27 protein-coding genes are annotated in these 23302 nt (G+C 57.0%); 11 read left to right on the forward strand and 16 right to left on the reverse strand.

Annotated features, from left to right (window positions below):
* Positions 1-53: 53 nt before the first annotated feature.
* From V476_RS14080 to yghU, 5 genes are all read right to left on the reverse strand, one after another.
* Complete coding sequence (locus V476_RS14080) at positions 54-941, reverse strand: polyprenyl synthetase family protein (RefSeq protein WP_010407759.1); 888 nt, start codon at positions 939-941, stop codon at positions 54-56.
* Complete coding sequence (locus V476_RS14085; RefSeq protein WP_002551852.1) at positions 938-1183, reverse strand: exodeoxyribonuclease VII small subunit; 246 nt, start codon at positions 1181-1183, stop codon at positions 938-940. Before V476_RS14085 ends, V476_RS14080 begins: the two co-directional genes overlap by 4 nt.
* A 102-nt stretch (positions 1184-1285) precedes the next feature.
* Positions 1286-2452, reverse strand: a complete 1167-nt coding sequence (metC, locus tag V476_RS14090) for a cystathionine beta-lyase (protein WP_024960659.1) — start codon at positions 2450-2452, stop codon at positions 1286-1288.
* A 79-nt stretch (positions 2453-2531) separates the two neighbouring features.
* Complete coding sequence (locus tag V476_RS14095; RefSeq protein WP_024960658.1) at positions 2532-3548, reverse strand: PDDEXK nuclease domain-containing protein; 1017 nt, start codon at positions 3546-3548, stop codon at positions 2532-2534.
* Positions 3549-3750: 202 nt separating this feature from the next.
* Positions 3751-4593: a glutathione-dependent disulfide-bond oxidoreductase gene (gene yghU / locus V476_RS14100; protein WP_003317234.1), complete on the reverse strand. Its 843-nt coding sequence runs from the start codon at positions 4591-4593 to the stop codon at positions 3751-3753.
* 306 nt (positions 4594-4899) lie between these two features.
* On the opposite strand from yghU, the gene V476_RS14105 reads away from it, so the two are divergent.
* The 10 genes from V476_RS14105 (at position 4900) to V476_RS14150 (ending at position 12990) form a co-directional block, all read left to right on the forward strand.
* Positions 4900-5676, forward strand: a complete 777-nt coding sequence (locus V476_RS14105) for an ABC transporter permease (protein ID WP_024960657.1) — start codon at positions 4900-4902, stop codon at positions 5674-5676.
* Positions 5673-6377 (forward strand): ABC transporter ATP-binding protein, encoded by a 705-nt coding sequence (locus V476_RS14110; protein WP_024960656.1) that lies wholly within the window; start codon positions 5673-5675, stop codon positions 6375-6377. The genes V476_RS14105 and V476_RS14110 overlap by 4 nt, the downstream gene beginning before the upstream one ends.
* 66 nt (positions 6378-6443) lie before the next feature.
* Positions 6444-7205, forward strand: coding sequence for a glycosyltransferase family 2 protein (locus V476_RS14115; protein ID WP_024960655.1), 762 nt, complete (start codon positions 6444-6446; stop codon positions 7203-7205).
* 1 nt (position 7206) lies between these two features.
* Positions 7207-7821 (forward strand): PI-PLC domain-containing protein, encoded by a 615-nt coding sequence (locus V476_RS14120; protein ID WP_024960654.1) that lies wholly within the window; start codon positions 7207-7209, stop codon positions 7819-7821.
* 7 nt (positions 7822-7828) lie between these two features.
* Positions 7829-8467 carry an HAD family hydrolase gene (locus V476_RS14125; RefSeq protein WP_024662685.1) on the forward strand — a complete coding sequence of 213 codons (639 nt, stop codon included), beginning with the start codon at positions 7829-7831 and terminating at the stop codon, positions 8465-8467.
* Complete coding sequence (locus V476_RS14130) at positions 8464-9195, forward strand: glycosyltransferase family 2 protein (RefSeq protein WP_024960653.1); 732 nt, start codon at positions 8464-8466, stop codon at positions 9193-9195. The genes V476_RS14125 and V476_RS14130 overlap by 4 nt, the downstream gene beginning before the upstream one ends.
* The gene (locus tag V476_RS14135) at positions 9192-9512 is read left to right on the forward strand and encodes a hypothetical protein (RefSeq protein ID WP_003317241.1); all 321 of its coding nucleotides are present in this window, start codon (positions 9192-9194) and stop codon (positions 9510-9512) included. The genes V476_RS14130 and V476_RS14135 overlap by 4 nt, the downstream gene beginning before the upstream one ends.
* A 2-nt stretch (positions 9513-9514) precedes the next feature.
* On the forward strand, positions 9515-11290 hold the full coding sequence (locus tag V476_RS14140) for a hypothetical protein (RefSeq protein WP_024960652.1): 1776 nt from the start codon (positions 9515-9517) through the stop codon (positions 11288-11290).
* Entirely contained in the window at positions 11287-11892 is a 606-nt protein-coding gene (locus V476_RS14145; protein ID WP_003317243.1) for a hypothetical protein, read from the forward strand. Before V476_RS14140 ends, V476_RS14145 begins: the two co-directional genes overlap by 4 nt.
* Before the next feature lie 54 nt (positions 11893-11946).
* A complete protein-coding gene (locus V476_RS14150) occupies positions 11947-12990 on the forward strand; it encodes a WavE lipopolysaccharide synthesis family protein (protein WP_024960651.1) in 1044 nt (347 codons plus the stop codon).
* A gap of 30 nt (positions 12991-13020) precedes the next feature.
* Here V476_RS14150 and V476_RS14155 read toward each other — a convergent pair whose 3' ends face one another.
* Both V476_RS14155 and V476_RS14160 read right to left on the reverse strand, forming a co-directional pair.
* Positions 13021-13293 carry a helix-turn-helix domain-containing protein gene (locus V476_RS14155; protein ID WP_003317245.1) on the reverse strand — a complete coding sequence of 91 codons (273 nt, stop codon included), beginning with the start codon at positions 13291-13293 and terminating at the stop codon, positions 13021-13023.
* Between the two features lie 23 nt (positions 13294-13316).
* On the reverse strand, positions 13317-13559 hold the full coding sequence (locus V476_RS14160) for a helix-turn-helix domain-containing protein (RefSeq protein ID WP_016567088.1): 243 nt from the start codon (positions 13557-13559) through the stop codon (positions 13317-13319).
* A gap of 121 nt (positions 13560-13680) precedes the next feature.
* On the opposite strand from V476_RS14160, the gene V476_RS28920 reads away from it, so the two are divergent.
* Positions 13681-14043 carry a hypothetical protein gene (locus tag V476_RS28920; protein ID WP_024960650.1) on the forward strand — a complete coding sequence of 121 codons (363 nt, stop codon included), beginning with the start codon at positions 13681-13683 and terminating at the stop codon, positions 14041-14043.
* Between the two features lie 292 nt (positions 14044-14335).
* On the opposite strand, the gene darG is transcribed toward V476_RS28920, so the two are convergent.
* From darG to V476_RS14210, 9 genes are all read right to left on the reverse strand, one after another.
* Positions 14336-15424, reverse strand: coding sequence for a type II toxin-antitoxin system antitoxin DNA ADP-ribosyl glycohydrolase DarG (gene darG, locus V476_RS14170; protein WP_024960649.1), 1089 nt, complete (start codon positions 15422-15424; stop codon positions 14336-14338).
* A complete protein-coding gene (darT, locus tag V476_RS14175; RefSeq protein WP_024960648.1) occupies positions 15421-16065 on the reverse strand; it encodes a type II toxin-antitoxin system toxin DNA ADP-ribosyl transferase DarT in 645 nt (214 codons plus the stop codon). The genes darG and darT overlap by 4 nt, the downstream gene beginning before the upstream one ends.
* Positions 16062-16643 carry a DarT ssDNA thymidine ADP-ribosyltransferase family protein gene (locus tag V476_RS14180; RefSeq protein ID WP_024960647.1) on the reverse strand — a complete coding sequence of 194 codons (582 nt, stop codon included), beginning with the start codon at positions 16641-16643 and terminating at the stop codon, positions 16062-16064. The genes darT and V476_RS14180 overlap by 4 nt, the downstream gene beginning before the upstream one ends.
* 876 nt (positions 16644-17519) lie before the next feature.
* Positions 17520-18251 carry a LexA family transcriptional regulator gene (locus V476_RS14185; protein WP_004409537.1) on the reverse strand — a complete coding sequence of 244 codons (732 nt, stop codon included), beginning with the start codon at positions 18249-18251 and terminating at the stop codon, positions 17520-17522.
* Between the two features lie 352 nt (positions 18252-18603).
* Positions 18604-19131 carry an inorganic diphosphatase gene (gene ppa / locus V476_RS14190; RefSeq protein ID WP_003317259.1) on the reverse strand — a complete coding sequence of 176 codons (528 nt, stop codon included), beginning with the start codon at positions 19129-19131 and terminating at the stop codon, positions 18604-18606.
* Between the two features lie 110 nt (positions 19132-19241).
* The gene (locus V476_RS14195; RefSeq protein WP_024960646.1) at positions 19242-20051 is read right to left on the reverse strand and encodes a M90 family metallopeptidase; all 810 of its coding nucleotides are present in this window, start codon (positions 20049-20051) and stop codon (positions 19242-19244) included.
* A 3-nt stretch (positions 20052-20054) separates the two neighbouring features.
* Positions 20055-20702 carry a DedA family protein gene (locus V476_RS14200; RefSeq protein ID WP_003366404.1) on the reverse strand — a complete coding sequence of 216 codons (648 nt, stop codon included), beginning with the start codon at positions 20700-20702 and terminating at the stop codon, positions 20055-20057.
* 242 nt (positions 20703-20944) lie between these two features.
* A complete protein-coding gene (eutC, locus tag V476_RS14205; protein ID WP_024960645.1) occupies positions 20945-21808 on the reverse strand; it encodes an ethanolamine ammonia-lyase subunit EutC in 864 nt (287 codons plus the stop codon).
* On the reverse strand, positions 21805-23199 hold the full coding sequence (locus tag V476_RS14210; RefSeq protein WP_024960644.1) for an ethanolamine ammonia-lyase subunit EutB: 1395 nt from the start codon (positions 23197-23199) through the stop codon (positions 21805-21807). Before V476_RS14210 ends, eutC begins: the two co-directional genes overlap by 4 nt.
* Positions 23200-23302: the final 103 nt, after the last annotated feature.

The raw sequence follows: 23302 nt of genomic DNA on the forward strand, positions 1-23302 counted from the left end.
ACCACGATAAAGCGTGGTTGATTCAGCGGATTTTCCGGTTCGGGTGACAGTTGTCAGTGGCGACGTTCGACGATGTAGCGTGCCAACTGGCGCAACGGCTCTGCGGCGGCATCGAACGGGCTCAGCGCCTGCAGCGCCTGATCACGCAGTTCCAGTGCGTAGTGTTTGGCCGCTTCCAGGCCCAGCAGCGCCGGGTAGGTCGGCTTGTCGCGGGCGATGTCGGCACCCTGGCGCTTGCCGAGGGTCGCGGTATCGCTTTCGACATCGAGAATGTCGTCCTGAACCTGAAAAGCCAGGCCGATCGCACGCGCGTAGACCTGCAGAGCATCGAGTCGCGGCTGATCGGCGTGACCGCTGGCCAGTGCGCCAAGCCGGACGCTGGCTTCGATCAATGCACCGGTCTTGTGGCGATGCATGTATTCCAGCGCGGCCTGATCGAGCTTCAGCCCCACGGAACCCAGATCGATAGCCTGACCACCCACCATGCCTGCCGGTCCGGCCGCAGTCGCGAGGGCGGTAACCATCTGCAGACGCGTCTCGGCATCGCGTGACGTCAGGTGGGGGGCGAGCAGGGCCGTGAAGGCCAGGCTTTGCAGGCCGTCACCGGCGAGGATTGCGCAGGCTTCATCGAAGGCCTTGTGCGTGGTCGGCTGGCCGCGACGCAGGTCGTCGTCGTCCATTGCCGGCAAATCGTCATGTACCAGCGAGTAGGCGTGAATCAGTTCAACGGCACAGGCGGCGCCGTTGGCATCCTCGGCTACACCGCCCAGTGCTTCGCAGGCGGCATACGCGAGCAGCGGGCGCACGCGCTTGCCGCCGTTCATCACGCTGTAGCGCATGGCTTCGTAGAGGCGTTCGAGCTCAGGGCCCGGAGCCTTGAACAGCCCGTCGAGTGCTGCGTTGACGCGAGTCTGGCTTTGCGCTTGATAGCTCGCGATCATTCGGGGAGTTCCGCATCGTCGAACGGCTCTTCGCTCAGCTCGCCATCGCGTTCCAGCAGCACCTGAACCTTCTGCTCGGCCTGGGTGAGGGCGCTCTGGCAGTCGCGGGTCAGGCGTACACCTTGCTCGAAGGCGGTCAGGGAGTCTTCCAGCGACAACTCGCCATTCTCCAGCCGCTCTACCAGCGCTTGCAGATCAGCGAGTGACTGTTCGAAATCCAGTGCAGCTTTCTTGCGGGCCATGGGGGCATTTCCGGTAGAGGTTAAACCGCGCGACACTAGCAGAGCGAGGGCGTCTGGGCAAATTGCGACGACGGAGCCGCGCTCTTCAAGCGCCTGTCGGGTTCAACCTGCCGCGAATCCGTTGCGCAGGTCTGCGATCAGGTCTTCCGGGCTTTCCAGGCCGACCTGCAGCCGCAGCATCGGGCCAGCGCCGCGGTCAGGACCGTGTTGTTCGACTTCCGTGATGAGGCTTTCAAACCCACCCCAGGAGTAGCCGACGCCGAACAGTTTCAACGCGCCGGTAAAGCGATCCAGCACCTGCCGGTCGGTGGTATTGAATTCAAAACTGAGCAAGCCGTTGCAGCCGTGGAAGTCGCGCTTCCAGATCGCGTGGCCCGGATCGTCCGGCAACGCGAGATAGAGCACGCGGGCAACCTGGGGCTGGACCTGCAGCCATTGTGCGATCTGCAGCGCGTGACGCTCATGCATGGCCATGCGCGCCGCCAGACTGCGGGCACCACGCAGCACCAGATAGGCATCATCGGGGCTGACGGTATTGCCCACGGCGGTGTTCATGGTTTTCAGGGCATGCCAGTGCGCTTCGGTGGTGCTGACGCTGCCCATCATGACGTCGGAGTGGCCGGCCACGTACTTGGTCAGGGCCATCAGCGAAATGTCCGCGCCCAGCTCCAGCGGCTTGAACAACACTCCCGAGCCCCAGGAGTTATCCACAGCCAGCAGCAGATTCCTTGCTTTGCACAGCTGTGATAGGGCAGGCAGGTCACACATGTCGAATGTCAGCGAGCCGGGCACCTCGGCATAGATCATCCGGGTGTTGGCCTTGATCAGCGATTCCACGTTACTGCCGTCGGCCGCGTAGAAATCGAACTGGATGTCGAAGGCGGTCAGCATGGTTTTCGCCAGCCGCCGAACAGGGCCATAGACCGATTCGGTCATCAGGACATGATCGCCGGGACGCAGAAACGATTGAAACATCTGCGCCACTGCGGCCAGCCCGGTCGGGTACAGGCAGGTGCCGTGTGCGCCTTCGAGCTCGGAGATCAGGTCTTGCAAGGCAAACGCAGTCGGGTTGCCGTTGGCACCGTAAGTCAGCGAGCGCTCAGGCCCCGCGGTGCGAATTTCCGCCTGCCGCAAGCTTTCCAGACTGTCGAACAGCACTGTACTGAGGCGTACGACGGGTGGGTTGACCGCAATCCCGGGCCCGCTGCTGGCACTGCGTCCGCTTTGCGACAGGGCGGTGTGGGCACGAGGGTCTTTGGCTTGCGGCATTGGAGGCTCCGGGTGGAAAAGGCTTGCAGGCTGCGGCGCTGGTACCCGCAAGCGTAATGCATCGTGCGCCTGGCAGGTATCACTGATCGTTCAACACAGCGCTTGCGTAGAATTCATGCAGTTTCGCTTGCAGTAACTGTCTGTCCGGCAGGCGGGTCTGGTACTCGGCAATCAACGCGGGTGAAAGCGAGCGGTTCAGAGCGTACTCGACGACTTCGTCGTTTTTGCTGGCGCAGAGTAAGACGCCAATGGCCGGGTTTTCATGGGGTTTGCGTTCGTTGCGGTCCAGCGCTTCCAGGTAGAAGTCCAGTTTGCCGAGGTATTCGGGCTCAAAGCGGCCGACCTTGAGCTCAATGGCAACGAGGCAATTGAGGCCTCGATGGAAAAACAGCAGATCCAGAGCAAAGTCCTGGCCGCCGACCTGCAACGCGTACTCGGAGCCGACAAAGCAGAAATCGCGGCCTAGCTCGATCAGAAAGTCCCTCAGGCGTTTCAACAAGCCGCCATGCAGGTCCGCCTCGGCGTGCCCCGGTGGCAGCTCCAGAAACTCCACCATGTAGGCATCACGGAATATATCCAGTGCGGCCGGCCGGTTTTCCTTGAGCATCGCCGAGGCTTTGGCTGGCTGGGTGACAGTGCGCTCGAATAGAGCGTTCTTGAATTGGCGCTCAAGTTCGCGTTTTGACCACTTTTCCTGAGTTGCCATTTTCAGGTAGAACTCGCGTTCTTCAGGACGCTTGCTCTGGCTGAAAATGATCAGGTTATGTGACCAGGATAATTGTCGCGCCAGTGGCGCGACTTTCTCTTCTGCACGGTAAATCTCATAGAATTGACGCATGCGAAAAAGGTTGCTGCGCGTGAAACCACGCAGTCCTGGCTGGGTGGTGGCCAGATGCTCTGCAAGCTGGGTGACCACCGCGTCACCCCATTCAGCGTTTTCAAGCTTGCGACTGATGTAAGCGCCGACTTGCCAGTAAAGCTCGATCAATTGGGTGTTCACCGCTTGTGCGGCCTGCTGTCGAGCGCTCCGGATCATGGCGAGCACTTCATCAAAGCGATCATGTACAGGCGTATGCGGTGTGTTGGGAGTACTCATACTGAAAGTACTCCACTGCGTGGCAACCTGATGGGCGATTGCAAGCGAAAGTCTGGAAGAACAGTTGTTCGGCTCATAAAGGCGCGTCCTTGGGCGGTGGCTAAGGTCGGCTACTTTACGTGCAGATCAGGACGTTCTGTTCCAGAGTTTCCTGTGGGTTTGTAGCATCAGGTTTCTGTCCGCGAAGGACTTGACGTGTGCCTTATTTATCCAGATCGGACGCCTGATGCCGCTCTGGAACCTGATCGGCTTCTTCGCCCCAGGTGCGATTGACCTTCTGGCCTTTGATAACGGCAGGGCGTGCGGCGATTTCTTCTGTCCAGCGAATCAGGTTCGGGTATTCGTGTACCGAGAGGAATTCGGCAGCCGAATACACCTTGTTCTGCACCAGCGCGCCATACCATGGCCAGACCGCGATATCGGCAATCGTGTAGGTGTCGCCGGCCAGGTAGCGGTGCTCGCCCAGGCGACGGTTCAGCACATCGAGTTGGCGCTTGGCTTCCATCGCGAAGCGGTTGATGGGGTATTCGAGTTTTTCGGGCGCATAGGCGTAGAAATGCCCGAAACCACCACCCAGATACGGCGCAGCGCCCATCTGCCAGAACAGCCAGTTCAGCGTTTCGGTACGGCCTGCCGGGTCGGCGGGCAGGAAGCTGGAAAACTTCTCTGCCAGGTACAGCAGGATAGAGCCGGACTCGAATACACGAACAGGTGTTTCATGGCTTCGATCCAGCAATGCCGGGATCTTGGAATTGGGGTTGATCTCGACAAAGCCGCTGGAGAACTGATCGCCCTCGGAGATGCGGATCAGCCAGGCATCGTATTCCGCGCCGCTGTGCCCGAGCGCCAGCAGCTCTTCGAGCATGATCGTGACCTTCACGCCGTTGGGGGTGGCCAGCGAATAAAGCTGCAGCGGGTGCTTGCCGACCGGCAGCACCTTGTCGTGCGTGGGGCCGGCAACGGGCCGGTTGATGCTGGCGAACGTGCCGCCCGCTTTTGTTTCCTGCTGCCAGACCTTCGGCGGGGTGTAGGACGTTTGGGTCATGAGGAGCCTCGCTTGTTCAAGGGTGATCGCTGGACCGGTCGTGTTGCAAAGGACCATCGACGTTATAGATCAACGCGCGTGCAGGGAAGTGCCTTGCGATCGTGAACGAGTGTGGCGAGGGGCTCATTTCGCTACCGCTGGGAGTTTGTGGAATATTCCTACAGCAACTAAGGCGGCGTCCTATAGCTGTGGCTGGGTAAAAGAAGAGAACATGTGTTCGCAGCATGAGGCCATAAGGTTAGCCATTTATGATCTTGGTTGTCAAAGTCGCTCTCTCTGATTTACCTATTAATAGCTGGATACCGTATGCCGTCTTTTTGCAGTCCGGGCGTTATGAAGTGGCGTGACCTGATCATCAATCTTGTTTCCAAGGAAATAAAAATCCGTTACATGGGCGCAACGTTGGGCTTTGTCTGGTCATTGGGCAATCCGCTGGTTGTAACACTCACGTATTACACGGTGTTCACCTATATTCTGCCCAGTAGTCAGGATCGCTTCGCGCTGCACCTGGTGACAGGTGTTGTCCACTGGATGCTTCTGGCACAAATTGTTTCGCAAAGCGGAGAGTGGCTGATCAATAACGGCAACCTCATTCGAAAGTTGCGTTTTCCCCGTCTGTTACTACCCGTTTCCGGTGCGCTGGCAATCGTTGTTTTCTGGGCCGGCTGCATGCTCGTCTATGCATCGCTATTTGCCATGCTCGGTGGCGTCTTTTCGCGTGCGCTGTTGTTTTATCCGATTGTGCTGATCGCATTCATGGCATTGATCATGGGCTTTGGTCTGGCGCTCAGTGTCATTCAGGTCACCGTACGGGATGCCAAGCACTTCATCGACGTGTTTCTACCCTTGCTGTTCTGGCTCACACCCATCGTATGGGTGACCTCATCTCTGCCCGACGGTATCGCCCGCATTGCGGCCTATAACCCGATAGGCCTGTACTTCAACACTTTCACCAGCATTCTGCACACCGGAGTCGTTCCGGAGACCTGTGATCTGCTGCTGTGCGTGTTCATGGGCGCTGCGTCGTTGCTTGTGGGCCTGTTGATGTTCAGGAAGGTGGACAACGTGGTGGAGTATCTATGAGTCGCGTCGTCATCAAGGCAGAAAACCTCACCAAACAGTTTGTTCTGCGCCACAACAGGGGTGGTTTGAAGAAGAAGTTTCTGGGGCTGTTTGACGCTCAATATCGTGAGCGTGCCGAAACATTCACGGCAGTCAGCGATGTATCGTTCACCTTGCACAAAGGTGAGTCGCTTGCACTGGTGGGGCATAACGGTTCAGGTAAAAGTACTTTGTTGCAATTGGTCTCACGCATTCTTGTGCCCACCAGTGGGCGTCTGACCAGCGTGGGTCGGGTGGCACCGCTAATCGAAATAGGGGTGGGTTTTCACCCTGAACTGACCGGCGAGGAAAATATCTACCTCAATGCCAGCCTGTTTGGATTGAGTAACAAGGAAGTGCGTTCGCGTTTCAACGAGATTGTCGATTTTTCCGGGTTGGGAAACTTCATCGATACGCCGGTAAAGAACTATTCGTCAGGCATGTACATGAGGCTGGGTTTTTCAGTCGCCGTTCATGTAGAGCCTCAGACATTACTGGCTGACGAAGTTCTTGCGGTAGGGGACGAAGAGTTCAAGCGCAAATGCCACGAACGAATTCGCATGATGCAGGATGACGGTATGGCCTTGATTCTTGTTACCCACGCAGTAGAAGAAGGTAAAGAGTTTTGCCAGCGTTACTTGACGCTCGATCGTGGCCGGATGACCGAGCACGGTTACTACTGATTCATTGTTTCGCGATGCCATGCTTCCAATCATCTTGGCCATCACCCCATTCATAAAGGTATTTCCATGTTGCAAATTATCGTTCCGATGGCCGGGGCCGGGAGTCGCTTTGCGGTTGCGGGCTACACCGATCCCAAACCGTTGATCCCTGTACATGGTGTGCCGATGATCAAGGTCGTGATCGACAACCTGACGCCGGAGTGCCCGCACAGATTCATCTTTATCTGTCAGGCGGAACAGGTCGCCCGTTACGGGCTGAGGGAAAAACTGCGTACCTGGGCGCCCGGCTGCGAGATCGTCGAACTCGGCGGCCTGACCGGGGGCGCTGCGTGCTCGGTGTATGCAGCGAGGCACCTGCTCGACGACAGCCAGCAAGTGATGATTGCCAACAGCGACCAGTACGTCGATGTGGATATAAACGCCTATCTGCAGGTAATTAACGAGAGCGATGCAGAGGGCTTGATCATGACCATGAAAGCCAGCGATCCGAAATGGTCGTTCGTGGGCTTCAGTGCAGCAGGCCTGATCGACCGTGTGGTGGAAAAAGAGGTTATCTCTGACGAGGCCACTGTCGGCATCTATAACTTTCGCCATGCAGGTCAACTGATATCGGCCATCGAGGCGATGGTCGCGAAAGATCTTCGCGTCAATGGTGAGTTCTATGTCGCACCGGTTTACAACGAGCTCATCGGGCAGGGCGCCAGGGTCATTCATTACAGCATTGGTGCAGAAGGTCATGGCATGTATGGCCTGGGCATCCCGGCAGACCTCAACCAGTTCCTGTCGTTGCCGCTGAGCAGGCAGGCAGCCTCGGTAAAAGAGGCCTGACATGCAGATCATCAGCCATCGCGGCTATTGGCTGCAAAGGCCAGAGCGCAATCTGCCCGAAGCTTTTCATCGATCATTCGACCTTGGCTTCGGCACCGAAACCGATGTCCGTGATGTGGCTGGCCAGCTGGTTATTTCCCACGACATGCCCGCGGGCGGCGAGCTGACGCTGGACGGCCTGCTCGACATCATGGCGGACCGCAACCTGCCTCTGGCCATCAACGTCAAGGCGGATGGCCTGGCGCAGGCTCTCGCTGAAACCTTCGCGCGGTACGGCCATACCAACTGGTTCGCCTTCGATATGGCGGTTCCGGACATGCGCAGTTACCTCAACGCCAACCTCATCACTTACACCCGTCTCAGCGACGTTGAGCCTTCGCCTGCCTGGCTTGAACAGGCTGCAGGCGTCTGGCTTGACGGTTTTGAGGGTGAGTGGTTCTCCAATCAGGTCATTGGCGATCTTCTTTCCCTGGGCAAGCGAATTTGTGTGGTGTCACCCGAATTGCACGGGCGTGGTCATGACGCCCTGTGGCAGCAATTGCTCAAGTTCAGGTCGCAGGACCGTTTGACGCTGTGCACTGATCTTCCCGCAGACGCAGCCACTTTCTTCACGTGAGGCAATCATGATCAAGGCAGTGATTTTCGATATGGACGGTGTCCTTATCGACGCCAAAGAATGGCATTACGACGCATTGAACAAAGCGCTCAGCCTGTTCGGTTACAACATCAGTCGCCACGAACACCTCACCGCCTACGACGGTCTGCCCACCTCGCGCAAACTCGACATGCTGAGTGTCGAACGCGACCTGCCGGTTGCGTTGCACGCCTTCATCAACGAGATGAAACAGCAGTACACCATGGAGATCGTTTACGCCCAGTGCAAACCGACCTTTGTGCATCAATACGCGTTGTCATCACTGAAAACGCTGGGTTACAAGCTGGCAGTGGCGTCCAACTCCATTCGCAACACCGTGGAGGTCATGATGAACAGGGCAGATCTCGACCGATACCTCGATCTGCGGCTCTCCAACGAAGACGTCAGGCATGCCAAGCCAGCGCCGGACATCTATACCAAGGCCATCAGCCAATTGGGTCTTCGGCCTGAAGAGTGCCTGATCGTCGAGGACAACGAGAATGGCATCAGGGCCGCGAGAGATTCCGGCGCACATGTGCTGGTCGTGGCTGAAACCTGCGATGTAAACCTCAATAACATTCTTGGCAAAGTCGAGCAGATCAACTTCGAAAAGGCGGCAGTCCTGTGAGCGCGCTGAACATCATCCTTCTGACCGGCAGGCAGTCAGAGGCGCCGCACGATGAGGGCGAGTACCCGCACTACCTGTGCGAATACAACGGCAAGCCATTGATTCATAAACTGATAGATAACTGCGCAATACTTCAGCCGCGCAGGATGATCTGCACATTCTCGAACCACGATATCGCCCGGCTGCACCTTCGCAACATGGTCCCGCAGATGCACCCGTCGGCCAGTGTTCTGCCGGTTCACAACATCACCCGGGGCGCGGCGTGCACGGCGCTTCTGGCGAGTGAAGAAATCGACAACGATGACGAACTGCTGATTCTCAGTGTCAGCGATTTTCTGGATATCGAGCTGCAGGATGTAGTGCGTGCGTTTCGGCAAAGTCATGAGGATGCCGGAGTGGTCATCTTCAATTCTCTGCACCCTCGTTATTCATTCGCGCGCCTGGATAGCGACTGCCGGGTTATCGAAGCTGCTGAAAAAAATCCGATCAGCTCAAACGCCATTGCAGGTGTGTACTGGTTCAAGTCCGGCTCGCTGTTCGTATCGGCGGCCAAGGAGATGATTCGCAAGGACGCCAGGGTCAACGACAACTTCTACATAGCCCCCGCCCTTAATGAGCTGGTGCTGTTGCAGAAGAGGATCGGCGTCTACCGGATCGAACCCAATCAGTACCGGCCATTGAAAACCGACAGTCAGCTCCACGCTTTCGAAGCAGGAGAAATGCGATGAAAACGGCCAGACTGGAAGACATGGTCAAAGGCTGGTTCGTGGGCGGATTCGAACCTGCAGTTTTCAGTACCGAGTCCTGTGAGGTCGGGGTCAAGACCTACAAGGCAGGTGAAAAGGAAGCGGCTCATTACCACAAGGTCGCCACCGAGATAACCGTGCTCATCGCCGGGTCGGTCAACATGCGCGATCAGGTCTGGCATGCCGGCGACATCATCGTTCTGGAACCGGGCGACATCACGGCGTTCGAAGCGCTCACCGATGCGACCACCGTTGTCGTGAAGGTGCCGGGTGCGCTTGCTGACAAGTACGTCGTCTGACCATGAAAACGACCCATCTGCAGCATCACCCAAGCCTCGGTTACATAGCGGCTGGCAGTCTGCGCAGCCTCCCGGTTGGGCTACTGCTGCCCCATGAGTGTTCCAGCTTGATCTCGTTCCGCGCGCATCCGTTTCGCAAGCCTGAACGGGTGATCAGGAAACTGCATGCCGCACAGCGTCCGTTGTGTCTGTATGGGTCAGGTAGCTACTGTTTTTATGGTGTCCAGAGTGATTCACCGCTGGCTCCGCTGTTGCTTTGGGATGGTGCGCACTTTCTGAATGTTGGCGAAAAAATCACGGTCATCGAAGACTCGCCTATCGAGTGTTATCTGGATCGTGATTACTTCGCCGGCTCGCTCAAGGTCATTGCGCGTTCGGCCAGCTCGGTCACTTACAAGAAAGTGTCCAGGCTGACTGCGGAATCGAACGACGATCTCGACAGTTGGACCTTCGGCATTCCTGTCGGTCCAGGCGACGCCACCGTTCTCAATGCCGTCGTGAAGCGCATTCTGGAAATTGACATCCCGCACAAGGAGATACTGCTGTGCGGCACGCCGGGAACTAACTTCGCCTATTTCGACAAGGTCCGCATCGTGGGGGAGGACATCACGGCCCCGCCCGTGCAGATCTGCAAGAAGAAAAACCGTCTCGCGCTGGAGGCCAGGCACAGCAATCTGGTGATCCTGCATGACCGCGTCTTTTTGCCAAAACACTTCGGGGAAGTTGTCCGCCGCTTTGGTCCGCGCTATCCGTTGATGACCTTGCAAAGCATGTTCTTCGATAACCGAATCAGCATGCATCCGCGGCGTTACTCGGATTACGGCATGGCTATGGACGAGGTCGCGCAGGGGCTGCTGGGGCTGCACCGCACCAGCGGTAATGCCCAGTCCATTGCGCCTTCAATATTCCCGGACGTCGACCGGACCGGGTTCTGTTTCGCCAGCCCGATGCGCTACAACAGCGATGCAAGTTACCCGACAGGCAGTCTCTACATTTGTCGCAAGGACGTATGGAATGCCTGGCCGCTGGACGAGTCCCTGCACTGGGTGGAATACGAAGACATCGAGCATGCATTGCGAGCGTCTCGCGCGGGTATTCCGAACCGGATCAACCCTTTCGGCATCACTCAGTCAGTGACCTCCCGGGCGCTGCTGGGTGGCAATGCTCCGGTCGAATCCGTTGACGGATGTCTCGGCGTATCGGGGCCTTGTTATGTGTCCCTGCTGGAAAAGAAACCTCTTTTGAACCTGTCTGCCGAGACCGCGCTGGCCAGATTGCGGCAATTTGCTGACAAATACCTGGCCAACCCGTCGGCGGTCGTCATTCCAACCGGTCTTGATCACGTCTCTGTTCGAGCCTGGATCGAACTGATCGATAACGTAGTTCAGCAGTCCACCTTCAAAAACGACAGTGAGACGGTCAGAGAGTTTATCGACGACTTCGAAAAGCTCGTCTTGCTCGACCAGCTACCGAGTACGCGTCAGGAGTTTCTGGTCAATCGCTTCCTCACAGACCCTGCGCTGGCCAAACAGACACTGATCACGCAGAGCTGCGAAGTGCGCAATATGTTGCGTCAACGCGGCACGCAGACCTGGTTTGCTCGTCAGCAGGATGATTACTTTCACCACAACCTTCTGTCACTCCCTGGCATTTTGATTTCGGCCGTTCGTGCTTATCGAAATAACGGGAAAAGTTTCTATTTTGAAAGCCTTTGGGCTGCTGTGAAAGCCATCTACAACTCGACCCCCTTCATGTCCTACAGCAAGGGGGCGAAGTGAAGGTATTCGTCGTTTCTCAGTTGAGCTCCAGTACCGCCAGCCATCAACTGATCTGTCAGCTGGCGCGCATCCAGCACGAGCATAGGAAGACCGTTCCCGTCCTTGTGATTGATGACCGCTACAACCTCTCCGAACTACCCGTCAGCGATTCATCGACCGAACACGCTTTGTTCTGCCTGGATGATTTTCTTCACGACAATGGTGTAAGCGGCATTGTGGCGAACAGAATTGCCCAGCACATGGATAAAGTCGAAAGCGACTGGGTGCTGATTGATTTTGGCCAGCATGACTCGGCTACCTGCATGGACTTCATCCAGAAAATTGCTCGTTACAACTATCTGAGCGCCAGGCTGCGAAAGCGAAATCTCGTGATCATGGTGCCCGCCATGCACCTGGGCATTTATTCGCGAACCCTCAATGCCTCGTTCAACAATTTACCGGCAAGCACAACAGCCTCAGTCCGTTCGGTTCAGATTGGCAGGCTGCTCATGGTCACCCGTCTTGAGAGAGTGCTGATGAGTATTCCAAGGCTGGCCGGCGTCTTGCGCCGAATGAGGCGTGTTGCTCTGCGCGTCTTTCGGCGTGTTCCAAGATCCCATTGACCGATCTGCCGTTAGCCGTCGGTAGCAGGCGCTTCTCATTACAAGGTTAAACACATGCCTCATCTTGTGGCCGTTGATCCCAGAAAAATCAGCGTGGTTATTCAGGGCCCTCTGTATCGCAACCTGAGTTCCAAACGAAATATCTTCGCCTGCATCGCATCGATCCGTACGCACCTGCCACAGGCCGAAATCATCGTTTCGACCTGGCGTCATGAAGATACGTCCGATGTGAAGGCGGACCAGATCGTCATGTCGGATGATCCGGGTGCCTTCGTCGATGACGCCGGAAATCAGATCAACATCAATCGCATGCTGCTATCGACGTTATGCGGTATTCAGAGCGCTTCAAGACCCTATGTCATGAAAATGCGCGCCGACCACAACCTGACCAGCGCGGCACTGGCTGTCATAGGCCAGTCTGATGATACCGAGCCGGGCGAGACACAACTGTTCGACACGCCCATCACCACCACGACGCTGTATATTCGCGACCCTGAACGGTTGCCGATGTTGTTCCACATATCGGATCTGGTTCAATTCGGCACGCGCGGCGCAATGCTCGCCATGTGGGGGCAACCGCTGTTCGAAAGGGACGCGCTTTTCAACGACAGGCCGTCTCGCAATCCGTTTGGCAACTTCATTGGCTACACGTCCGCGCGCATGGTGAGCGAGCAGGCACTCATGCTGGGTGTCATGCGCAGGAAGGGCATTGAGGCCCGGCTCGCGCGACCCTGCGAGGTAGGGCTGAGCAACCTGAAATTATGGGACAACATCTTGAGGCGCAACTTCAGAGTCCTCAACCACTGCGAGGCTGGCATCGACTTTCCGGAGCGCTTTCTGACCAGCCGCCGCGTACTGACTACGCTCTACAAGGCCTCTGCGATAGAGCAATTGCAGAGTCTCGACCCGAAGGGCTACAGGCTGAGAATTGCGCGCATCTGGCTCAATCAATACCTGCTGACCTGCCTGCGCCCCGGCTGGTGGGTGTCCTTTGCGACCATCGTACTGTTCAGCACCTCACCGACCCTCGCCAAGCGCATTCGCTCGTACTGGCGCACGCTGAGGAAGGTCGCGCATGCGGAGTCTTATCGGGTTTGAGGGCTGGGCGTGTGTAGGTATCGAAATACGTCACGCGTTACGCAAGCGTTCATCCAGCATATCCAGCAAAGCTTGCTGACTCATCGAAGCCTGCTTGGCATAGCACGAGACCAGCAGCTCAAGCGGATGAATTCCGATCCTGGTCGCGAGCTGGTCCAGCTTCTCAAGCGTCGGGCTCTTCAACCCGCGTTCGATCTCGGACAGATACGTCCTGCCACTGACCCCGACAAAATCCTCTTGCGTGAGACCCTTCGCTTCGCGCGCTTCTTTCAGTGCCGCTCCGATTGCGTTGCTCAGATCCATTGCGCTGCTGTCGCGATTGTCGATCATGGGCGAGCCATCGATTCCAGCTTACTGAGCAACGCATATGGATCAGCCCCGAGTCCCCGGCACACATCCATGAACTCGATGACATCGAGCCTGCGCTCGGCATTCTCTGTCTTCGAGACAAACGACTGCGGTCGCCCTAGCCTGACGGCTAATTCTTTTTGCGTCATACCGGCTGCGTTGCGCGCTTCCAGCAAAAGATCAAGCAACGCCTGGTAGCGAGCGTTATGGATGGTTTTCACTTGGGCACGCCGTCTGAATAGTCCGGCTACCTAAATAAACCTGATTTGGGATTATCCCAAAATAGGTTTTTCGATTAAGATATGGACCTCAAGGATGTACGTACACGTTCAAGGAGGTCTTATGAAAATCAGAAAAGCCCAGTTGCTGCGCCGTAGGCGTCTTTACCTTGGCTTGTCGCTTACGCGAAACCTATGTCCACAATGTCGTGCGCTAAAGCAACGCTCTAACGCCACCCCATCCGCCCCAGTACCTGATGTCATGACCCAGCGCCAAATCGTCAGCGCAATGTACGCCTATCTCATGACCAGCTGGGAAGAACTGCCCGAACAGAACAAGCGTGCGCTCGGCTTCGATTCAATCGTGGGCGGTGAAGAGGAAGAGGCAGCGCTGAATCGATTAGCAACGCTGTTTATGGAGTACGCGGATGTTTCCCTGCGCAGGGCGCTGGTGGCGCGACGGAGGCGGTTGGGGGAGGGAAAATGATTGAGCGCCGAACGCGACATCTCAAAGAGTTATTCCCGAACCTGAGGGACTGGTCAGCCAGCAATCTCAAATACCCGCGCTTCTGTGCACCGCATTACCCGGATCTTCGATTTGGTCAGCGAGCTGATGACCAAACTGAACAGCGCCGTAGAACGCGATAACTATGCCTAGCAGACTGTTTTGCTCTGCTGCAGCACGCCGGGGCAAAACGTCACGAACCGACCAGTTGAAATGAGCGTTGTCTTCGCAGTGGACTGCTATTTTGATAGTCAAAACAGAGCGTAGATGAGACCTAGGGGGCGGCTATCTCTGGACTGAGATTGCTAGCAGTCAACCGCTTTAACGCAATGCCGAGAGCTTGATCATCGAACAGCCTGCTTTTCCGAGCCGCCGCACCTGCGCCTCCATCCCAATGTTTCAATGCTTCACGCACTGCCGGAACCGTTGGAGAAACTCCCGACTTACTCAATAACCAGTCAACCGTCGCCAACAGCTCCATGCCGAAAGGCGACTCAAAGCCGTCAATCAGCTCTGCGGTGCGCTCCAGAGCTTGGGAATATTCCTTGGCCTCTGTTTTCAGATAGGCTTGCAGAAAAGCCTTACGGCCCTCGTCAAACCAGATCACGTCATTAATACCGGCGTCGGTGATGCGTTTATCGCAGTGCAGGTAGCTGCCATCGAGATTGTCGAGCAGATGCTCAAGGCGATTGGCGTATGGCCCATATTTGTGGGCTACAAATTTGAGATCCAAGGGGTTCTTTGCGCTTGGCAATTGTTCTATCGAACGCTCCAGAAACCAAGCGAGCTTCTGAATTTCAAGCAGGCTACATTCCATGCCCAAAACCCAGTAACGCCGAACGAGTTCGGCGATGAGTGCACGTGCAGGCGTCAGCTTCTCGACACCGCTGCGCTTCGCGACATTCAGATATTGATCGGTGGGTTCAAAGACAAGTACATCGACATCCAGATCACTCAAGACATCAACAATCTGCTCACGGACCTCTACCCATTTCAAACCGCCATTACCAGCACCGAGAGGTGGAACTGCTACGGATTTGACTTGGTTATCGATCAAAAAGCGGCGCAGGTCCCGTAAGCCTTCAGTTATCCATGCCATCTGCGAGGGGGAACGCCAGTGACGCTTGGTAGGAAAATTCACTATCCAGCGCGGCCCGTCCAGTTCGTTGACTGCCGTTACGTGAACCTTTCCGGTCTCTACCTCACCAGCCTTGCACGCCGCCGAATAGAGGCGGTAGTTTTCGGTGAAGCGCTCCTTGAACATCAGTGCAATGCCTTTTCCCATCACGCCTACCGTGTTCACCGTGTTCACGAGAGCTTCGGTATCTGCTTCCAGCAGATTGCCTTGGGTGAATCTGATCATTGGAAATACCATCCCGGGCGCGCGTGGACAGGCAAGGTCAGACCTCTGGCGGCAACGTCTTGCTCAATACGTTCTTTCGTTGCATCGTCGTAGCACATGATGCCAAGGAGTCCTGTGATCGGTAGGTGATGGTGAATGAGCGCTTCGGCCTGATAACGCTCCATCTTACGCGGATCATCAGGATCACGCTTGAAGTCTCGTCTCTGGATTATAGGCCAGTCGATCTGGTCGAGACTCGCCAGCTCGCTATAGTAATCGGTCCAGTCAGGATAGGCGTGTGCATTGGTAAAGACGAAAGCCAGGCCAAGCTGCTCAACGAGAGGCAGGCTTGAAACCAGAATTACTATCTCGTCATTGCTACGCTGCTGGACGCTCCAACCGGAATGAATATTTTTCATCATCACAGAGAACGGTGTGAAGTAGAAGGGCACGTAGTCGGACAGTACGCCCGCTGGAGCAATAGGAACATCGCGATTTCGGCGTTTGTTAATCAGGTCAACGTTACCGATGTTCACGTACTGCGGCGCTTGCACGTCGGAGCTGGCGCAATGAAGACCGTTGTCCAGAATCCAAGGCAGGTTATCGCGGTGGACGATACGCCAAATTAGAGCTTTTTTTGGATTCAGACTGCTGTACTTCATTTGTGGAACATTCCGGGATTCACACTGATAGGGATTTTGAGTTTGGCCTCATGCATTTTAGCCGCACAAAGCTCCTCCATCCCATTGTTGGGGACGTAAATTCTGGAAAAATTCTGGGGAGGTACCGCAGAGGGGGAGAGGCATTCAGCCATGCAAACACTTTTACATGCGGGGTCCAGATAGTCCCGAGAATCCATCAGATCCCAATCTATATTTTCAAAACCTTCGTCATAGTCAAGTAACTCGATAGCATCATTGGCAAGCGGATGACGAGGTATGATCTTCCAACGGTTTTGCTTAGCGAATGATCTGTACACTGAAATCAGTACGAATTTAGACTGGGGTCTGCTGAGCTGCACTCTCCCATCAAATGGGTTGGAAGCAAACCAATGAAAAGGCACGTAGCAATCAAGGCCAAGAGCTTTGCGCTTCGTGATTATGTCGTTATCTGCAACGTCAGTGAATTTAGTGAGGCTGGCCCGAGGTTTAAGACCCTCTTTGAAAATCCCATCCAGATTTTCAACAGAGGTCAAGTGGTAGACAAAAAATTGCTCCTTGATGCTTTTTACTTCCGACATCGTGGTCTCCTTGACCTAAGAATCTGTCTAACAGGCTTTAGTCCTGATTTTTCTCTAGTACCCTCTTGGGAAGCTGGGTTGGAGTGCTTTGATGCTAATGTGCTATCACTGAGGCTGCAAGTGTTATGTGAATATTGGTCTGCCTGTCAAAGAGCCAAGAAATCACTTCTCCTTAAGGTAAAATGATGCGGCGTCGGCAGTGGTAATGCTGCGATATGAACTGCCATGATCCACTAAGCATATTAACTGGTTAGAATTTAATGGCTGACGTCCTTGAGCTCATTTACTGAGAGCGGGTAGGTAGGCTTATGGATAGGCAATGTGTAACGCGGTCAGTTTCAATAGGCGTGCACTACTGACAAGGCCTGCGCGATCCTAGCTGTTATGAGCCCGGCCAGCTCTGTTTTGTAGGTTGCCTAGCCGCTGCTGATAGGAATGAGTTATTTGCAAGAGTTTCTTGGGTGTTTCCTGAGGTGCGCTGTCCGATTTGGTTGGAATAGTCTCGAAATGGGCCGTTGAACTGATCGTATGTATGGACAGGCATTGACGTTTCCTTGTGCTTCCAAAGATTTATCTTGTAGGAAGCTGCTTAAAGTAGTGGAGACTCGATCCTCTACGAAAGAAAAAAGCGTCAGACATTAAAAAGCCGGCTTGTGGCCGGCTTCTCGTAGGCGGTTCTGATCTATTTTTGATAGACCGCAATCGCCTTCAACAGATGCGCCTCTTGAAGAAGCGCGAATAGGCAACGGGGCAAACGGATCACATGCCCCGTTCAAGCACCGCATCGCATGAGTGCGTCAGGTGCTCTGGATGGCGAACAGGATACTGAACTTCGCCTTCCATGCCCAGCCCGAATGCTTTTCAGCCGTAAACACCTCATAACAGCAGCATGGCATTGCGTCGGCTGTTCAGTGTCGACCACCAGAATATCCAGCCCAGAATCCGTATTTTCTCCCGGTCGATGTCTTCGGCGCTGAACAGTTCGTCCGGGTATTCGGCGTCGTTGTGGCTGCGCAGGCGCAGGCCGCCGTTGGGCAGGCGGTAGAGGTAGCGGACGCGCAGGATGCCGCCGTGTTCGAGGGCGTAGATTTCGCCGTCGATGACCTGGGTCAGTTCGCGGTCGACGCCGAGGATCGAGCCGTCCTGGATCTTGTCGGCCATGCTGTTGCCGACCATGGCGACGCACATGCAGTTTTTCGGGTCGATGCCCATGTTCTGCAGGACTTGCAGGGGCAGGCGGATTTTCTGTCCGGGGGCTTCGGCGAGGACGGTCTTGCCGACGCCGTGGGTGGATTCGGCTTCCATGAAGATCTGGATTTCCACGTCGCCGCGCGACACGTTTCTGGCCTGATGAATGATGACGCGGGTATCGCCGCCAGTGTTTTCATTGGCGCATTCGTTAGGGTGTTTGGGGCCTTCGCCGGTGCGCAGCCAGCGGGCGTTGACGGTCAACAGTTCAGCCACCTCGTCAATCCGCGCCATGGGCACGCCGCGCTTGAACCAGTTATTGACGTGTTGCGGCGTGATTTTGCGGTTGGCGGCAAAATCAGTCGCTGTGAGATGGCACTCCCGAAGGAGGATGCGGAGTCGATCACCTGATGTATTCATAGTGGCGAAGTCTACGGGCGTCGCCTGGGCGTTTAAATGAACGAGGTGTTGACGTCGACGTTATCCCAGGGTGGGCGTGGCTATCCGGACTACGGATGGAATGAATGTCGTGTAGGTGGATTCCGTAATAGCGCTTTTGGCACTAAACGAGGTATTGCGCGTTTACCCCCGCTATACGGGCATTAACGAACTGTTGATTGAATGTCTAAAAGCCGGGCGCATTTTTAAACGTGCGTGCTGCAAAAAAGATGGATTGGGTTTCAGCGAGCGAGGTGTGCGGGGAGGTGCAGCGAGGAGGGGGAAGCGTGTTTCAGGGCACGGGTGTGGCGTGCCCTGAAACGCCAATCGATGATCAGCCTTTGTACGCTGCAACCGATTTGGTGATCTCGGCACGGGCAGCGTCAGCATTGCCCCAACCTTCGATCTTCACCCATTTGCCTTTTTCGAGATCCTTGTAGTTCTCGAAGAAGTGCTTGATCTGCTCAAGCAGCAGCGGCGGCAGGTCGGTGTACTCTTTCACGTCGACGTACAGCTGGGACAGCTTGTCGTGTGGCACTGCGATAACTTTGGCATCGCCGCCGCCGTCGTCAGTCATGTGCAGGATGCCGACCGGGCGTGCGCGGATAACCGAACCTGGGGTAACGGGGTATGGGGTTACCACCAGCACGTCCAGCGGGTCGCCGTCGTCAGCCAGGGTGTTGGGGATGAAACCGTAGTTGGCCGGGTAGAACATTGGGGTGGCCATGAAACGGTCAACGAACAGGCAATCGGAATCTTTGTCGATTTCGTATTTGATCGGCGCGTGGTTGGCCGGGATTTCGATGGCGACGTAGATGTCGTTCGGCAGGTCTTTACCAGCCGGAATCTTGCTGTAGCTCATTGGGCATTGCCCCCCTGGTTGAACAGACAGATTGTGGCGCGAACCGCCATAAAGTGGTCCGGATTATAGGCATATTCTGTTTTGGTTGCCACGCATGGCCTTGGAGGCCGTCAGCTGTCCCGGTAAGCCGGGTCCTGTTGACGCAGCAGGTCAAGCCGCGCCAGGGTGTCCTGACGGTAGAACGCTTTCAGTTGTTCGTAGACGGCCAGGTAACTGCCGTGCAGCAGGTCGGGCGCGCTGAAGAAGTATTCGCTGGTCACGGCGAAGAACTCGGCGGGGTCTTCGGCGGCATAGGGATCAATGGCGGGTTCGGCGTCGGGGTTATGGTCCAGTTGCCGGTTGAGATCATCGAACGCGCTTTGCATGACGCGAGCCCATTCGGTCACCTGCATGTCGCTGTGCAGCGGCGGCAGGCCATTGGCGTCGCCGTTGAGCATGTCGAGCTTGTGGGCCAGTTCATGGATCACCAGGTTGTAGCCATCCCAGCCGCCGCTGCTCAATACGCCGGGCCAGGCCAGAATCACCGGGCCCTGCAGCCAGGCTTCGCCGCTGTGCTCGCCATCCCACTCGTGTTCGACGCCGCTGGCATCGCGATGGCGCTGCGGGCTGACGAAGTCGTCGGGGTACAACACGATTTCATGAAAACCCTGATACCAGTTCAGTTCGCCCAGGTTCAGCAGTGGTAGCTGCGCCTGGGCGGCGAGAAACAGCCGCTGCTCGTCATCCAGATCAACGCCCGGCAGCGCGCTGAGGTGTTTGTCATGCAGAAACAACACGCAGGCGTCACGCAGTTGCGCGTGTTGCACGCTGCTCAGGCCATCGAGGATCGGCAGACGTGCGCAGACGTTCTGCCATAGTTCTTCAGCAACTGGGTGTCGGGCCAGCGTGCGCTGCCTGCGCCAGTGGCTGAATGACCACATGATTCAGCGCGCGTCGACCGGACGCGCGGTGCGGCTGCGCACCACGCCGATGACCATAGGCACTAGTGACAGCAGGATGATTGCCAGTACCAGAAAGGTCAGGTTGTGCTTGATGAATGGCACGTTGCCGAAGAAGAAGCCCAGGGTCACCAGGCTACCGACCCACAGCACCGAGCCCAGCACGCTGAAGCCCACGAAGCGCGGATAGGACATCCTGCCGACGCCCGCGACGAAGGGCGCAAAGGTGCGGATGATCGGCAGGAAGCGCGCGAGCGTGACGGTTTTGCCGCCGTGGCGTGCGTAGAAATCCTGGGTGCGCAGCAGGTAGTCGCGGCGGAAGATTCGCGATGACGAGTTGCTGAACAGTTTTTCGCCAACCGTGCGGCCGATTACGTAGTTGGTGCTGTCGCCCAAGATCGCTGCGAGCATCAACAAACCGGCCAGAAGGACCGGGTCCATGCCGCCACCGGCAGCCACGGCGCCGGCGATGAACAGCAGCGAGTCACCCGGCAGGAAGGGCATGATCACCAGTCCGGTCTCGCAGAAAATCACCAGAAACAGGATCGCGTAGACCCATGTGCCGTAGTTGGTCACCAACAGGTCAAGGTAAACGTCGAGATGCAGAATAAGGTCGAGCGGGTTGAATTCCATTAAGGCACCTGAGGCGAGAACCCTGTCCGGGGTCGCATGCGGAAGAAACGACTGCGCGGCATTATAGAAGCAGAATGCGCAGAAGGGGCTTCGGAATAAGCGGCGGGGTTGAATGGGGTGTGAGCGGTATAGCTTTGAGGAGGGAAGAGCAGTCCGCAGTGTTCATCCGCGCTTATGCCGCAAGCCGGGATGATTACGCGAATCTGCCCGGCGGCTGTGAACGGCATAAGCCAGTGTGGAGCCTAGTGTGGCGCGTCAGGGCCGTCCAGCAGGAAGTTGCCGATGGGTTTGTCTGAATGCTCGTCAGTGCCGTCTGATTCCAGTGTCTGCAGTTCCGCCTCGTCTTTCAGGTTGACCCCGGAAATCTGCCGTCTGCAGGCCTCGCGCATCAGGTACAGCAGCCGATGAGCGGCCATGCCGTAGCTCAAGCCTTCCAGGCGCACATTGGAAATACAGTTGCGGTGCGCATCGTTCAGCCCGACCTTTGGCGCGTAAGTGAAGTACAGGCCCAGGCTGTCCGGGGAGCTGAGACCGGGGCGTTCGCCGATCAGAATGACCACCATCTTCGCACCGAGCAGTTCGCCGACCTCATCGGCCACGGCGACGCGGCCCTGTTCGACCATGATCACTGGCGACAGCGACCAGCCCTCGGCGCTGGCCTGTTCTTCCAGGCGAATGAGGAAAGGCACCGCATGTCGATGCACCGCCAGGGCGGACAGGCCGTCAGCGACCACTACCGCCAGATCGAGACCGCCCGGATGAGCCGCGGCGTAGTCGCGCAACGTCTGCGCTGATTCGTCATTAAGGCGACGGCCCAGGTCCGGGCGCTGCAGGTAGCTGTCCCGGTCGGCGGCGGCGCTGTGCAGCAGCAGGGTTTCACGACCCTTTTCCGTCAGTTGTGCGCTGATCGCGGCATGGTCGAAGGCCAGATGCACCGCGTCGCGTGCCTGCGCATGGGCGGCTTGAAAGTCCAGTTGCGCAGAGGTCGGCAGGCTGGTGCCGGTACGTCCCAGCGCAATGCGCGCAGGGGTCAGGCGGCGCAGTTCCAGCCAGGGATTGGCGGGGGCGGCGCTGTCTTGTAGTTCGTTCATCGGCTCGTCACTCATGCTAGATGCGCCAGCGCCTGACGGAAGGCTGGCGGCAGGCTGTCGCCGAAGCGCACACGGCCGTCGGCCTGGGTGAAGATGCCCATTTTTTCCAGCCAGGCTTCGTATTCCGGCGCAGGACGCAGGCCCAGGCTTTGCCTGGCGTACAGCGCGTCGTGGAACGAGGTGGTCTGGTAGTTGAGCATGATGTCGTCGGAGCCGGGGATGCCCATGATGAAGTTGATCCCCGCGACGCCCAGCAGGGTCAGCAGGGTGTCCATGTCGTCCTGATCGGCCTCTGCGTGGTTGGTGTAGCAGATGTCACAGCCCATCGGCACGCCCAGCAGCTTGCCGCAGAAGTGATCCTCCAGACCGGCACGGATGATCTGTTTGCCGTTGTACAGGTACTCGGGGCCGATGAAACCGACCACGGTGTTGACCAGAAACGGATTGAAATGCCGGGCGACGGCGTAGGCGCGGGTCTCGCAGGTCTGCTGGTCGACGCCATGATGCGCGTTGGCCGACAGCGCGCTGCCTTGCCCAGTCTCGAAATACATCAGGTTTTGCCCGAGGGTGCCGCGGTTCAGGCTCAGACCCGCCTCATAGCCTTCCTGCAACAGCTTGAGGCTGATGCCGAAGCTGGCGTTGGCGGCCTCAGTGCCGGTGATCGACTGAAACACCAGGTCGACCGGCACGCCACGGTTGATCACCTCAATGGAGGTGGTGACGTGGGTCAGCACGCAGGACTGGGTCGGGATTTCGTAGCGCTGGACAATGGCGTCGAGCATTTCCAGCAAGGCGACGATGGACGAGGTGCTGTCGGTGGCCGGGTTGATGCCGATCATGGCATCGCCATTGCCGTACAGCAGACCGTCGAGCACGCTGGCGGCAATGCCGGACGGGTCGTCGGTGGGGTGATTGGGTTGCAGGCGTGTCGACAGCCGGCCGCGCAGGCCCATGGTGTTACGGAAACGCGTGACCACGCGGATTTTCTGCGCCACCAGCACCAGATCCTGCACGCGCATGATCTTTGAAACGGCAGCGGCCATTTCCGGGTTCAGGCCGGGTGCCAGCGCGCGCAGACTGGTTTCGTCGGCCTTGTCGCTGAGCAGCCAGTCGCGAAAGCCGCCGACTGTCAGATGACTGACCGGGGCAAACGCCAGTTTGTCGTGGGTGTCGATGATCAGCCGGGTGACTTCGTCCTGTTCGTAAGGGATCAGGGCTTCTTCAAGAAAGTGCTTGAGCGGAATGTTCGCCAGCGCCATCTGCGCAGCGACTCGCTCGCCGTCGTTCTGCGCCGCGACTTCGGCCAGATAATCACCGGAGCGCGCAGGACTGGCCTTGGCCATGACTTCTTTGAGGCTGTCGAAGCGGTACGTCTGCGCTCCGACAGAGTGGGAAAAGCTCGCCATACAGATTCTCCATGACGTCGCGCTGCTTGCGTCGGACGTAGTCTTTCGCTGAGCCGGGTACGTCCCGGTTCAAACGACTGTGGGAAGCGATGCAAGCAATTAA

The sequence above is a fragment of the Pseudomonas syringae KCTC 12500 genome (assembly GCF_000507185.2).
Classification (GTDB): domain Bacteria; phylum Pseudomonadota; class Gammaproteobacteria; order Pseudomonadales; family Pseudomonadaceae; genus Aquipseudomonas; species Aquipseudomonas syringae.